The 13,021-nt window shown below is 67.0% G+C and carries 11 protein-coding genes; 6 read left to right on the plus strand and 5 right to left on the minus strand.

Annotated features, from left to right (window positions below; translation table 11 throughout):
• The first annotated feature begins 7 nt into the window (after positions 1 to 7).
• Positions 8 to 1,255: a chloride channel protein gene (locus tag H7J86_RS27410; protein WP_267294832.1), complete on the plus strand. Its 1,248-nt coding sequence runs from the start codon at positions 8 to 10 to the stop codon at positions 1,253 to 1,255.
• On the opposite strand, the gene H7J86_RS27415 is transcribed toward H7J86_RS27410, so the two are convergent.
• On the minus strand, positions 1,252 to 3,138 hold the full coding sequence (locus tag H7J86_RS27415; protein ID WP_090363639.1) for an ABC transporter family substrate-binding protein: 1,887 nt from the start codon (positions 3,136 to 3,138) through the stop codon (positions 1,252 to 1,254). The genes H7J86_RS27410 and H7J86_RS27415 overlap by 4 nt on opposite strands.
• Positions 3,139 to 3,548: 410 nt before the next feature.
• Between H7J86_RS27415 and H7J86_RS27420 the strand changes: the two genes are divergently transcribed.
• Positions 3,549 to 4,658 (plus strand): hypothetical protein, encoded by a 1,110-nt coding sequence (locus tag H7J86_RS27420; RefSeq protein ID WP_267294834.1) that lies wholly within the window; start codon positions 3,549 to 3,551, stop codon positions 4,656 to 4,658.
• A 13-nt stretch (positions 4,659 to 4,671) separates the two neighbouring features.
• Here H7J86_RS27420 and typA read toward each other — a convergent pair whose 3' ends face one another.
• Positions 4,672 to 6,573 (minus strand): translational GTPase TypA, encoded by a 1,902-nt coding sequence (gene typA / locus H7J86_RS27425; RefSeq protein WP_090363506.1) that lies wholly within the window; start codon positions 6,571 to 6,573, stop codon positions 4,672 to 4,674.
• A 306-nt stretch (positions 6,574 to 6,879) separates the two neighbouring features.
• Between typA and H7J86_RS27430 the strand changes: the two genes are divergently transcribed.
• A complete protein-coding gene (locus H7J86_RS27430) occupies positions 6,880 to 7,146 on the plus strand; it encodes a hypothetical protein (protein WP_090363638.1) in 267 nt (88 codons plus the stop codon).
• Between the two features lie 39 nt (positions 7,147 to 7,185).
• Here H7J86_RS27430 and H7J86_RS27435 read toward each other — a convergent pair whose 3' ends face one another.
• A complete protein-coding gene (locus H7J86_RS27435; protein ID WP_090363504.1) occupies positions 7,186 to 8,106 on the minus strand; it encodes a LysR family transcriptional regulator in 921 nt (306 codons plus the stop codon).
• A 198-nt stretch (positions 8,107 to 8,304) separates the two neighbouring features.
• Between H7J86_RS27435 and H7J86_RS27440 the strand changes: the two genes are divergently transcribed.
• Positions 8,305 to 9,699 carry an SLC13 family permease gene (locus H7J86_RS27440; protein ID WP_267294835.1) on the plus strand — a complete coding sequence of 465 codons (1,395 nt, stop codon included), beginning with the start codon at positions 8,305 to 8,307 and terminating at the stop codon, positions 9,697 to 9,699.
• Between the two features lie 142 nt (positions 9,700 to 9,841).
• Positions 9,842 to 10,972 carry a PrpF domain-containing protein gene (locus H7J86_RS27445; RefSeq protein WP_276065820.1) on the plus strand — a complete coding sequence of 377 codons (1,131 nt, stop codon included), beginning with the start codon at positions 9,842 to 9,844 and terminating at the stop codon, positions 10,970 to 10,972.
• Positions 10,973 to 10,979: 7 nt separating this feature from the next.
• Here the strand turns inward: H7J86_RS27445 and H7J86_RS27450 are convergent, their stop codons facing one another.
• Positions 10,980 to 11,387: a (deoxy)nucleoside triphosphate pyrophosphohydrolase gene (locus H7J86_RS27450; protein ID WP_267294836.1), complete on the minus strand. Its 408-nt coding sequence runs from the start codon at positions 11,385 to 11,387 to the stop codon at positions 10,980 to 10,982.
• A gap of 27 nt (positions 11,388 to 11,414) precedes the next feature.
• Between H7J86_RS27450 and H7J86_RS27455 the strand changes: the two genes are divergently transcribed.
• On the plus strand, positions 11,415 to 11,699 hold the full coding sequence (locus H7J86_RS27455; protein ID WP_090363499.1) for a 4a-hydroxytetrahydrobiopterin dehydratase: 285 nt from the start codon (positions 11,415 to 11,417) through the stop codon (positions 11,697 to 11,699).
• Here H7J86_RS27455 and H7J86_RS27460 read toward each other — a convergent pair.
• Positions 11,644 to 12,909 (minus strand): mannosyltransferase, encoded by a 1,266-nt coding sequence (locus H7J86_RS27460; protein ID WP_267294837.1) that lies wholly within the window; start codon positions 12,907 to 12,909, stop codon positions 11,644 to 11,646. The two genes, H7J86_RS27455 and H7J86_RS27460, sit on opposite strands and share 56 nt — an antisense overlap.
• Positions 12,910 to 13,021: the final 112 nt, after the last annotated feature.

The raw sequence follows: 13,021 nt of genomic DNA on the forward strand, positions 1-13,021 counted from the left end.
TTACCGTGTGGCGGCTGCGGATGCGAGAAGCACCGATGAGCGGCACCTTCTCGAGTTCGGTTGCGCGGTCGTGGCCGTCGGTGTGCTCGCCGGCGCCGCGGGTGCGGCCACCACCCTGCTGCTGCACTGGGTCGAGCACCTGACCTACCACTATCACCTGGGCACCCTGCTGACCGGTGTCGGCGCGGCCGACCACATTCGTCGGGCGACCGGCCCGATGATCGGCGGCGCGCTCGCCGGCCTCGGCTGGTGGCTGCTCCGCCGCCGCGCGCCGGTTCCCTCGCTCACCGCGTCCATCGCCGCGCACCACCCGCTGGCCCGGGTGCCGCTGGCCATCGACGCCGTCCTGCAGGTGCTCATCGTCGGATCGGGTGCCTCACTCGGGCGCGAAGGTGCGCCACGGCAGCTGGCCGCCGTCTTCGGCGACTGCGCCACCCGCCGGTGGGCGCTGACCGAACGTGACCGCGAGATCGTGCTGGCATCGGCCGCCGGCGCCGGCCTCGGGGCGGTCTACAGCGTGCCGCTGGGCGGCGCGCTGTTCACCATCACCATCCTCATGCGCAGCTGGCACCCCCGCGTCGTCGGCACCGCGCTGATCACCTCCAGCCTGGCGGTGGCCGTCGCCGCGCCCGTCACCCATTTCGAGCATTCGCTCACCTGGCCGTCGGCCGACGTGTCGTATCGGTTCGTCCTGCTGGCCCTGGCCATCGCGCCGGTGGCCGTCGGGATCGGGATCGCGTTCGAACGGCTGATGGCCACCGCGCGGCCCAAGGTGCCCTCCGCGTCGTGGCTGCTGATTCCCGGTATCGCCGCCGCCGGACTGCTGACCGGCATCTGCTCGATCTGGTATCCCGAACTGCCGGGCAACGGCCGCAGCATTCTCACCGTCAGCGTGAACAGTTCCTTGACCCTGTCGGCGGCTGCGGTCATCCTGCTGCTCAAGCCGCTCCTCACGGCGCTGTTCCTGCGCGCGGGCGCGGTCGGTGGCCTGATCACCCCGGCGCTGGCCACCGGGGCCGCGGCGGGATCCCTTGTCGCGCTTGCCCTCAACGAATACGCCGGCGCCGCGCTGAACGTGCCGGCGGCGGCTCTGACCTGCGCGGCGGGCGTACTGGCGATCACCCAACGGGCACCACTGTTTGCCGCCCTGTTCGTTTGGGAGCTGGCCCGCCCGCCGGAATGGCTGGTCCTGGTGTTCGCGATCTCCGCGTTCACCGCGCACGCACTCTGGCAGCGCGTGCACCCCGAACGTTAGGGCTGTTTCACCCATTTGCCGGCGTCGCCGACGATCCCGACCGGCACCGCGCCCGAGAGGCTGACCCCGCGCACCCGCGGGCCGGCGGCCACGATGGTGGTGTCCTGCAGGATCGGCAGCACAGTCGACAAGTTCCACAGTCGCGGCTCGACGGCGTCGATCACCTTGGCGATTTCCTCGGTGCCGGCGAGAGCCGCTTCGATACGCGGCTGAATGCTGCGGTCACAGACGCCGGTCAGGTTACTTGGCACCGTCACCAGCTCGCCGGTGCCGCTGGGCACCGGCGTGGTGGCGGTCGGTGTCGGGGTGGGCGTGGGCGGGGCGGGGCGGGGGGTCGTCGTCTGCGCCGGGGACGTCGTGGTCGTGACGCTCGGGGACGGCGTCGCGGTCGACACGGCCGTCGCCTCCAGGGCCGGGCAGCCGTAGCGGGAAGCGAGCGCGGTGGCGAGGTCACCGCCGGCCTGGTGCCATCCGACAATCGCGTCGACCTTGTTGTTGGCCAACGCATCCCCGTACAGGACAACCGGGTCGAGCGCCGACACCGAGGCCGCGATGCCCACACTGCGCAACTGGTCGGCGGCGGTGTTGGCCACAGCGACCGACGTGGGGTCGTTGGCGGCCACGCCGATCACGAAGGTCAGCGGCTGGCCGTCCTTGGTGATCTGGCCGCGGGAGTCGTCCGGCGGTGGGACACCCGGCGTCGACGGGGGTGTCGACGTCACCGGCTCGACCTGGTACCCGGCGTCGGCCAGGAGTTGCAGGGCGGCCTCCCGGGGCATCGCCGGCGGCGCGGTCGGCACGTACCCGGGGTCCGACGGTGAGCGCACCTGGGCTTGGGCCAGCGTGACGGTGTTGTCCGATCCGGCGCCCACGGCAGCCAGCAGACCGACGTCGAGCAGCCCGAAGATCGCCTTGCGTACGTGCGGGTCGGCGAGTGCGGGCTGTTGCGCGCGCAGCGTCAACTGCATCACCCGGGGCGTCACGATGCGCGCGGTCCGCACGTCCGGGATCGCCGACAGCTGCGCGAACGCCGCCTGACCACCGTGCACCTGCGCCACCTGGGTGTCGCCGTTACGGATCGAATCGGCAAGAGCCGCAGCCGCTCCCCCGCGCCGGAACAGGATCTGGTCGGGCGCCGCGGGCGGGCCCCAGTAGCGGTCGTTGCGGGCCAGCAGGATCTCGTCGCGTTGCGGATCGATGCTGTCCACCCGGAACTGGCCGCCGGTGACCGGCATGGTGCGCACCAACCCGGCCCCGAATCCGCCCGGCACGTCCTTGACGATGTGGGCGGGCAGCAGATCGTTGAACAACTCCCGCCAGGCCGGGTACGGCTGGGAGAAGGTGACGACGGCGGTCTTGCCGCCCTCCACCGACTGCACCCCGGTGATCAGGTCGTAGCCGGCCGGGTCGACCACGCCGGGCTGACTGACCATCTGACGCCACAGATACCAGTAGTCGTCGGCGGCGATGGGCGCGTTATCGGTCCAGGACGCCTCCGGTTTGATCCGGTACGTGACGGTGAAGGGTTCCTCGCTGGTCACCTCGGCCGACACCAGCAGGCTGGTGTCGAGCTCCCAGCGCGAACCGGTCGGAGCGGCAGGATCCGGGATCGGCCGGAAAGAACTCGGCAGCACCAGAGCCGAGATGGCCGCGTTCACCGGCGACTGATCCGAGAGCAGATGCGGGTTGAAGCCCGCGCCGATCGAGTCGATGGCCATGATGATCTGCATCGCCTTGGCCGGCGGCGGTGGTGTCGACTGACTGGTCTCGGTGCTTTGCGGTGCCGGCGGCGGGCTCACCGTGCAGCCGGCCAGCACCAACGACGTTCCGACCAGGGCGCCGGCGACAGCGCGAAAACGTCGTGGGTTGGTCGGCACGCCCAACAGGGTATCGACAACCGCCCACGACACCGCCAACGTGTGCCCAAGACGCCGAGCAGGTAATTTTTCTACTAGAGGTCGTAGTATTCATAGAATTGGGCATAAGCCGCCCAGATATTAGCTACCCGTTCGGCAACAATACGGCACAGCAACATCACAGCCGGCCCCTATATGGGGCTTTTTACGTCATCTAACTGCATATATGCAAATCCATAGATGATACGGACAAGTTTCTCTGTATTCTTCTTCGCTCGCTGAAATTCCATTCCAGGAAATGCGGGCAAACAAGTAGCAGGGACCGACATATTTAAATTGAAACGTGTTTTACCAAATTGCTCACCCCTGTCGCCACCGGGACTACGGTCAGCCCGGTCGGAGTGACCGACATCACAATCGAGTCGAGGGAGAGTACGTTGCAACTCGCATTGCGCCCCTATGTGACAACCGGCCTCGCGTTGGTGAGCGCCGGCGCCATCGCCATCACCCCGATAACTGCTCCGCCTCCGGAAGTCCACATGCCGGCCGTGGCCCTGGCCGCGAACCCGGTGACCGGTGCGTACACGCAACTACTTCAGGACACCTGGACCGATGTGCGGACCGTCGGATCCCAGGCCTGGAACGACGGTCTGCCCATCTTCGACCAGTTCGTCCGCAACACCAAGGCCAACTTCGACATCCTGGCCCAGGTACCGCCCAATCTGATCAACGGCGTCAAGTACGCGGTGTCCCAGATTCGGCCCACACTCGACACGGCCGGGACACAGCTGCGCGCCGGTCAGATCGACGATGCAATCAACACCTTGTGGAGCGGGCTGGTGATCAACCCGTTGATCGGCGTCGCCTTCCCACTGCTCAACACCCTGGAAATCCCGGTCAACATGGTGAAGACCTTCGCCCGGGTGGTCGAAGCGCTACCGTCGGCGGTCCTGATCGGCGTCGGGCTCCCGGTCCTCAGCATGGTCACGGCCGTGGTGAACTCGATCGGCACTGTGGCACAAGGGCTTTACGACGGTGTCACCACCGGCAACCTGGGAGCGGTGCTGACGACCGTGCTCACCGCACCCGCCACCGTCCTCGGCGGCGCGCTCAACGGCGACCCGAACACCGGCACCGTGGGCCTGATCAACGGCGTCATCGCCGGCATCCTCAGCGCACGTAAGACGATCGCCGACGCCATGGCACCACCGGCCACCGCCACCGTCACCTCCGGCGCCACCGCGCTGAAAACCGCCGCAGCCGACACCACCAAACCCGACGCCAACGCCAAGCCCGACGCCAAAGCCAACGGTGCCACCGACCTCAGCGACGGCAACAAGGTGACCCCGGGTGAGAAGGCCGGCGAAAAGGCTTCCGACACCAAGGCATCCGAGAAAGCAGCCGACAGCGCTCAGAAAGAAACCCCGGCCGCGGTCACGACCACGGCTACCACGCCGGGTGCCACCACGTCCGCAGCCGGCGATGGCAGCGATGCCAAAGCCGGTGCCACAGCGTCGTCCGCGTCGTCAGTGGACGCCGGCGAGTAGCGCGAGTGGGCCGTCAGCCCTGCTGCTTCGCGCGTGACTTGGCGCGGGCCCGCAGGCTGGCGGTCAGCTCGACCTTGCGCACCCGCACGACCTCGGGGGTCACCTCGACGCACTCGTCCTCGGCGCAGAACTCCATGGCCTGCTCCAGGGTGAGATCCATGGGCCGGGCCAGCGTCTCCATCACATCGGCCGTCGAAGAGCGCATGTTGGTGAGCTTCTTCTCGCGGGTGATGTTGATATCGAGATCCTCGGCGCGCGGATTGATACCGACGACCTGGCCCTCGTAGGTGTCCTCGCCCGGTTCGACGAAGAAGGTGCCGCGGTCGGCGAGCTGGATCATCGCGAAGGGGGTGACCGAGCCGGTGCGGTCGCTGACCAACGACCCCGTGTGCCGGGCCCGGATCTCGCCCGCCCACGGCCGGTAGCCATCGAACACCGCATTGGCGATGCCGGTGCCGCGGGTGAGCGTCAGGAAGTCGGTGCGGAAGCCGATCAGACCACGGCTGGGCACGATGAAGTCCATCCGGACCCATCCCGCGGCGTGGTTGGTCATCTGCTCCATCCGGCCCTTGCGGGCGGCCATCAGCTGGGTGATGGCGCCGAGGAACTCGTCGGGACAGTCGATGGTGAGCGCCTCGAACGGCTCGTGCACCTTGCCGTCGACGGTCTTGGTGACCACCTGCGGCTTGCCGACGGTCAGCTCGAAACCTTCCCGGCGCATCTGCTCGACCAGGATGGCCAGCGCCAGCTCACCGCGGCCCTGAACCTCCCAGGCGTCCGGGCGGCCGATGTCGACGACGCGGATCGAGACGTTGCCGATGAGCTCGGAGTCCAGCCGGCTCTTCACCATCCGGGCGGTCAGCTTGTGTCCGGAGACCTTGCCGGCCAGCGGTGAACTGTTGGTGCCGATGGTCACCGAGATGGCGGGCTCGTCGACGGTGATCCGCGGCAGGGCGTGTGCGTGGTCCGGATCGGCCAGGGTGTCGCCGATCATGATCTCGGGCATACCCGCGACGGCCACGATGTCGCCGGCGCCGGCCTCCGTGGTGGCGGTCCGCTCGACACCCTCGGTGATCAGCAGTTCGGTGACCTTGGCGCTGGTGATGACGGGGGCGCCGTCGACCTCGCGCATCCAGGCCACCTGCTGGCCCTTCTTCAGCTTGCCGTTGTAGATCCGGACCAGCGCGAGGCGGCCCAGGAAGGCCGACGCGTCGAGGTTGGTGACCAGCGCCTGCAGCGGGGCCTCCGGGTCACCGGCCGGGGCCGGGATGTGTTCCATCAGCACGTCGAACAGCGGGTCCAGGTTGTCGCCGTCGGGCACCTCGCCGTTGGCGGGTTCGGTGGTGCTGGCGATGCCCGCGCGACCCGACGCATAGAGCGTCGGGAGGTCGAGGGCCTTCTCGGCGGAGGCCTGGGCTTCCTCGTCCAGGTCGGAGGCGACGTCGAGCAGCAGGTCGTGGCTCTCCTCGACCACCGCGGCGATGCGGGCGTCGGGGCGGTCGGTCTTGTTGACCACCAGGATCACCGGCAGATGCGCCGACAGCGCCTTGCGCAGCACGAACCGGGTCTGCGGCAGCGGGCCTTCAGAGGCATCGACGAGCAGCAGCACACCGTCGACCATCGACAGACCGCGCTCGACCTCGCCGCCGAAATCGGCGTGGCCCGGGGTGTCGATGACGTTGATGACCGTGACCGTGCCATCCGCGTTGTGCCGGTGCACCGCGGTGTTCTTGGCCAGGATGGTGATGCCCTTTTCCTTTTCCAGGTCACCGGAGTCCATGATGCGTTCGGTCGAGTCGTCTCCGCGGTGGGTCAACGCACCCGACTGCCGCAGCATGGCGTCGACCAGGGTGGTTTTACCGTGGTCGACGTGCGCGACGATGGCTACGTTGCGAAAGTTCGGGCGAGAATCCACGACGACGATTGTCGCAGTGTGAGTACCGGATCACGAAAACGGCGGATGCCGCGGTGGTGGTGGGAAGGCAAGTGTGAAGAACCTGACCTCGGTCAAGGCCAAGAAGAAGTGCTGCCGTAGCAAGCCACGGTGCAAGCGGTGCCCGTTGGTGTTGCACAAGGTGCACAAGGCCGCGCACGCGGGTGCTTCTGACAAGGAGCTGGAGAAAGTCTTCAAACATGCCAGAAAGTCGTAATGACCAGCATTTTCCGGCCCCGGCGGGCGTACCTTTGAAGTATCCGTCACCGATGGTTGGAGGTGTCGATCATGACGGTTTACGAGGCACTCACCGTAGCGCTGATCGTGGTGCTGGCGCTGGCGACGACAGCAGCGATCTACCTCGGTTTGCTCAACTGGATCGGCGGCGCGTTCGTCGTCCGGTGTGCGGCATGTCACCATCTGACCTTCTCCTCGGCAAACGCGCCGCAGAGGTCCTGCCCGCAATGCCGGCATCAGGCGCTCATCCATCCGATATACGCCGCACAGCACCCTGGCGGTGAGGTGCGAGTGGTCGGCGACCGACTCCGTTACTAGCGGTGTGAGCGCCCGGGTCCTCGACCCCGGCGCCGCGAGTCAGCCGGCGGCGAAGCCCTCCTCGAGTTGGCGTGCCGCTGCGGCGCTCACCGCGATGGCCTCGTGCGCGGCGGGACTCAACCGTCGCTCGGCGAGATGCGCGATGAGTATCCGGCGTTGGGGCGGGCGCGTGGCGAGGCGGATCGAACGCACGTCGGGCCGCGGATTCAGTACCGCCAGCCGGGGGGCGATCGCCACACCCAGCTGAACCGCGACCATAGCCTGCACTTCGCCGTAATCATGGGCGAACACACTGGTGCGGGGCGTGAATCCGCCTTGCTGACAAAGCTTTTCCAACGTCTGCGCGACGGGATGGTCTTCCGCGCGCACAACCCAGGACTCGTCACGGAGTTCGCCGATGCTGATCGCATCACGATCGGCGAGCCGGTGATGTTCGGACACCAGCAGCATGGTCGGATCGTTCATCAGGTGGTGGTAGGTCAGGGTCGGGTCGTTGATCCGGTTCCACTCGTAGTCCCAGAGCAGGGACAGTTCGGTCTCCCGCCGGCGTAGCGCATCGACGAGCCGGTCGAAACGGCCGCTGAACACCTTCAGTTCAACCCCGGGGTGCCGCGTCTTGAACTCCTTGACCACGAGGGGCAGCAGCGACGAGCCGGCGGTGGGAAAGGTGCCGAGGGCCAGGACACCCGCTCGGAGGCCCCGGATCTCGGCCAGCTCGGCATCCGCGGCATGCAGTTCGACCAAGATGCGCTCCGTGTGCCGGACCACCGACCGGCCGGCATCGGTCAGCGCGACACCCCGGGCGTGGCGCTCGAGAAGGGGTTGCCCCGCTTCCTTTTCGAGCTTGGCAATCTGTTGTGAGACGGCGGACGTCGTGTATCCCAGAGCCTCCGCGGCAGCGGTGATGGATCCGTGGGTGGCGACCTCACGCAACGTGAACATCCGGTTGGTATCGAGCACAACACTCCAGCGTGGCTTAAGAGAAACTGAACCCTACTGTACATAATCGACATTGTCGTTAAGTCAACGCCTTCTTAGTGTGATCTAGGTAATGATCAATGAAGGGTGTGATCCGCAACCGTCGCAGCTCCCGCCGAAGCGCGGAACGGTGACTGGTTCGCGCGAAGCGCGACCTTCTCCGGAACTGAGAGACCAACGATGACCTCTGTTGAAGTACTACCGCTGATCGCCTTGGTGGCGATGTTCGTCATCGCCACATTTTTTCCCATCAACATCGGCATTCTCGGGTTCATCGGCGCCTTCGGCGTCGGGTACTTCATGCTCGGCTACGACGACAAGGAACTCCTGGCCGAGTTCCCCAGTTCGATCGTGCTCACCATCGTCGGTGTCACCTACTTCTTCGGCATGGCCAAACGCAACGGCACGATCGACCTACTGGTCAACGCCTGCATCCGCGGGGTGCGCGGTCGCGTCACCGTGGTGCCGTGGGTGTTCTTCTTCTGCGCCTCGGTCTTGACTGCACTCGGCACGTTCAGCCCGGCGGCAGTGGCGTTGATCTCGCCGGCCGCCATGTCGTTCGCCGCACGAACCAAGATGAGCCCGCTGGTGATGGGCATCATGACGATCAACGGAGCCCACGCCGGGGCGTTCTCCCCCATCTCGGTCTCCGGCGTACTGGTGCGCGACATCGTCGAGAAGAGCGGCCTGAGCATCAACCCCTGGACCCTTTTCTTCGCCAGCTACGGCATCAACCTGCTGCTGTCGGTCCTGACCGTCGTCGGATATGCCGCGTTGGCCCGGGTCCGCCACCTGGAGTTCAGCGCCACCGGCACCCCGGAAGGATTCGATCACGACGACCTCGGATCCGCAGGTGTGGCCACCGGCCACGACCCGCGCGACACTGCGATCGTCGGAGGCTCGGGAAGCACCGGCACCGGACTGCTCACCCGCCCGGCGCGCACCGGCGTCCTCCTGGACGCGATGCCCACTCCGGTGACCCGCGTACAGAAGCTCACGCTGGCTCTCATCGGCGTGGTGCTGGTGCTGGTGCTGGTATTCCACCTGCCGATCAGCTTCATCTCGATCGCAGCAGGGGCAGTTCTGGCCTTCACCGACCTGTCCAAGCAGAACGAGGCGATTGCCGGCATCAGCTGGTCCACCGTGCTGCTGGTCGCCGGCATGATCACCTACATTTCGGTACTGCAGGAGATCGGCACCATCGACCACCTCGCCGAGATGTCCATGACCATCGGTGCGCCCCTGCTGGTTGCCGCCGTCCTCTGCTACGTCATCGGCGTCACCTCGGCGTTCGCCTCCTCCACCGCGCTGCTCACCGCCATCATCCCGATGGCCCTTCCCCTGCTGCACACCGGAGCACTACCGGTCGTCGGTGTCGTTGCCGCACTGGCGATTTCGGCCACCGTCGTCGACGTCTCACCGTTCTCCACGAACGGCGCCCTGGTACTGGCCAACGCACAGGGGATTGCCCGACCGAGGTTCTACCGCCAGCTGTTGCTCAACGCCGGCATCGTCGTCGCCCTGGCTCCGGCTCTGTGCTGGCTCGTCCTGGTCGCCGGACCCTCGTTGTTCTGAGCACGCATTCGCGGCAACGCGGTCAGCAAGCCGGCTTTAGCAAAAGTTAATCCCTATCCGGCAATACGTGATTGTGCTACATGCCCGGAGCGCTCACAGTGGAAGCACACCTCACTTCTCGTGTGGAAAGGCCTGATCAGACATGCTCACTCTTCGTGGCACCTGGATGCGGGGCGGAACCAGCAAGTGCTGGCTGTTCAACGCCGTGGATGTCGACCCCCTGCTGACCGACGCCGGCGGCCTCGACACACTGCTCACCTCGGCCTTCGGATCCGGCGATCCCCGCCAACTCGACGGGGTCGGTGGCGGAAGTTCGACGACATCGAAGGCGGCCATCGTGCGCCGCTCGCAGCTGCCCGGCATCGACGTCGACTACCTCTTCGCCCAGGTGGCGATCGGTGATCGACGGGTCGAATGGGGAAGCAACTGCGGCAATTGCGCCACCGCGATCGGTCTCTACGCCTTGCAGTCCGGCCTTGTCGCCGTCCACGACACGACGACCGAGATCCGGATGCGCAACGAGAACACCGGTGCCGTCCTCACCGCGGAGATCGCCACCCCCGGCGGGGTGATCCCGAGTGAAGGGATCGCACGTGTACCCGGCACCAATGCGCTCGGGGTGCCGGTGGGTCTGTCCTTCACCGGCTTGGACGCCGATCCGGCGGGCGTGCTGCGCACCGGGCACGCCGTCGACGACGTCCAGGTCGCCGGCGGTAGGTACACCGCAACGATGCTGGTGGCCGGCGCCCCGGCGGCTCTGTTCGACGCGGCCGACCTCGGCTTGACCGGCACCGAGGACAACGACGCCATCGCCGCTCGGATGGATCTGTTGGTGGCGCTTCGCCAAAAGGCCTCGCTGCTGATGGGATTGAGCAGGGTCGGCGAGCCGATCAGTCACGCCATCCCGAAAGTCGGTGTGGTGGGCCCACCGAGGAACTACCGCACGAGTGCCGGCACCGAGGTGTGCGCGGACGAGTACGACATCGCTGTGCGCATGGTGTCCATGCTCGCCCCGCACCCCGCCATCGGGCTCACTTCCGCCGTCGCCGTCGCCGCGGCGTCGACGATCCCCGGTAGCACCGTTTCACAAAGTATGCGCATGCCGGTGGCCGATTCACTTCGGCTGGGCACCGCCGCCGGGGTGCTACACGTCGACCTCACCAGAGCCGCAGACGGCGCGTTGACAGCAGTGACCCTGCACCGTGCAGCCCGAAAGATCGCCACGGCAGAGCTTTTCGTCACCGCGCCGGCGCTCGTCGGCGCAGGCGTGTGACACCGCATCAGCACGGACGGGCCCGAGTACTCCGCAGCGCCGCCAGCAGATCCGGCACCCAGGCCCGGTCGGCCGGCACCCAGGGCAGATCGTCGAGATCGGTGGCGCGCACCCAGCGCAGCGCTCGGTGGTCGTGTGGTTGCGGGCTACCGTCGGTCTGGGTGACCCGGTAGGCCCGCAGCGTCATACCGTTGGTCAGCGCGACATCGGGACCGATGCGCGCCCCGACGCTCACCCGGATCCCGAGTTCTTCGCGCAGTTCGCGAGACAGCGCCTCGGCGTCGGACTCGCCCGGCGCGACCTTACCGCCGGGCAGTTCCCACAACCCGGCCAGCTCGGCCGGGCGGGCACGTTGCGCGACCAGCAGGCCGTCCTCCGAAATGAGTGCCCCCGCAACGACAATCTGCTCATGCATCGCCACTGACGGTATACCGTCAGTGGCATGGCTGTGTTGACGAACGAGCAAGTTGATGCCGCGCTGGCCGACCTGCCCGGCTGGGAACGGGCGTCGGGCGCGCTACATCGGTCGGTCAAGTTCGGCGCGTTTCTCGACGGAATCGAGGCGGTCCGGCGGGTGGCCGAATTCGCCGAACAGGCCGACCATCATCCTGATATCGACATTCGTTGGCGGACAGTGACTTTCGCTCTAGTAACGCATTCCGCCGGCGGGATCACCGAGAAGGATCTGGCGATGGCGGCCGATATCGACCGGATCCTCGGCCAGTAGCGGCCATCCACGTCAGCGTGGCCAGGGTGGCCACGGGGTAGATCAGGCCCGCCCAGGCCAGGTACCACGGCCGGCTGATCTCCCAGATGGTCGGCTGCGCGAAGCTGAGCAGCCAGGGCAGCCCGATCAGCGTCAAGACCAGCCAGCCCCAACCCAGGATGCGCGCGCCACGGCGCTCGCGCAGCGGGCCGTGCAGCAGCCAGATCATCAGCGGGATCAGCCACACCCAGTGGTGGGTCCACGAAATCGGTGACAGCAGCAGGCCGAACAGCTGCACGATCACGATCCCGGCGAGCCGGTCGGTGCCGCCGTCCACCGCCCGCCAGGCCAGCACCGCCAGGACCGCGGCCACCAACAGGATCGCGACCACCACCGGTCCATACCCGGCGTCGTGCCCGAGGATCCGGGAGATCGCGCCCCGCACCGATTGGTTGAACGAGGTACCGATCGGGCCGATCCGGCCGGCATCGCCGAGCAGGTCGGTGAAGTAGTACCGCCCCTGCGCGCCCACCACCACAATCGACACCGCGACCGTCGCGGCGAATACCACCGCGGAGAAGGCCGCCGCCCCGAAGCGTCGCACGCCCAGGAAGTACAGGCCCGATACGGCCGGGGTCAGCTTCACCCCGGCGGCCAGTCCGACGAGTAGACCCGACACCCACCAGCGCGAGCTGTACACCGCGTAGAGCACCGCCAGGACCAGCAGCACATTGATCTGCCCGTAGTCGAAGGTGCTGCGCAGCGGCTCCGTCCAGATCCCGGCGGCCGTCCACAGCATCGCCGTGCGGGCATTCGCGCGGCCCAGCAACCGCAGGCTCAGCGACACCACGCCGTACAGCGCGGCGACGATGCCGACCTGCCAGAAGAAGGCCACCAGGCCGAACGGCAGCAGATGCAGCGGATAGAACACCACCGCGGCGAACGGCGGATAGGTGAACGGCAGTGGGAAGTCCGGTGTCTGGTCTGCGTAGACGTAGGAGTACAGCGTGCCGGGGTGGTCGAGCGCACCGGCGCCGCCCACGTAGACGTGCAGGTCGACGAAGTTCGCGCCGTTCGGCACCAGGTAGGTCCACGCCAGTCGCGCCGCGATGCTGAGCGCGAACAAGACCGGCGCCAGACGGGTGCGTGGCGCACTCGGGGCGCGCGAAGAGGTGGTGTCTACGGCTCGACTGTAGCCAGCCCGATTCAGATGGGCGATTGCGGTCACCATCGGCACACACCTCCGTAACGGTTGAATAACCGCCACACGTGTCACTTGAGTAACACCAGTAACGGGCTACTTTCGGATTCAGACCCGCCGCCAACGAATTGGGGAGAACCAT

Origin of the sequence: Mycobacterium hackensackense, assembly GCF_025822555.1 — a bacterium.
Classification (GTDB): domain Bacteria; phylum Actinomycetota; class Actinomycetes; order Mycobacteriales; family Mycobacteriaceae; genus Mycobacterium; species Mycobacterium fluoranthenivorans.

What these genes read in the sequence shown, in the direction of transcription:
- H7J86_RS27430 (WP_090363638.1), top strand. Translation starts at nt 6,880, where the DNA reads ATGACGGTTTACGAGGCACTCACCGTAGCGCTGATCGTGGTGCTGGCG.
- H7J86_RS27440 (WP_267294835.1), top strand. Translation starts at nt 8,305, where the DNA reads ATGACCTCTGTTGAAGTACTACCGCTGATCGCCTTGGTGGCGATGTTC.
- H7J86_RS27445 (WP_276065820.1), top strand. Translation starts at nt 9,842, where the DNA reads ATGCTCACTCTTCGTGGCACCTGGATGCGGGGCGGAACCAGCAAGTGC.
- H7J86_RS27450 (WP_267294836.1), bottom strand. Translation starts at nt 11,387, where the DNA reads ATGCATGAGCAGATTGTCGTTGCGGGGGCACTCATTTCGGAGGACGGC.
- H7J86_RS27455 (WP_090363499.1), top strand. Translation starts at nt 11,415, where the DNA reads ATGGCTGTGTTGACGAACGAGCAAGTTGATGCCGCGCTGGCCGACCTG.
- H7J86_RS27460 (WP_267294837.1), bottom strand. Translation starts at nt 12,909, where the DNA reads ATGGTGACCGCAATCGCCCATCTGAATCGGGCTGGCTACAGTCGAGCC.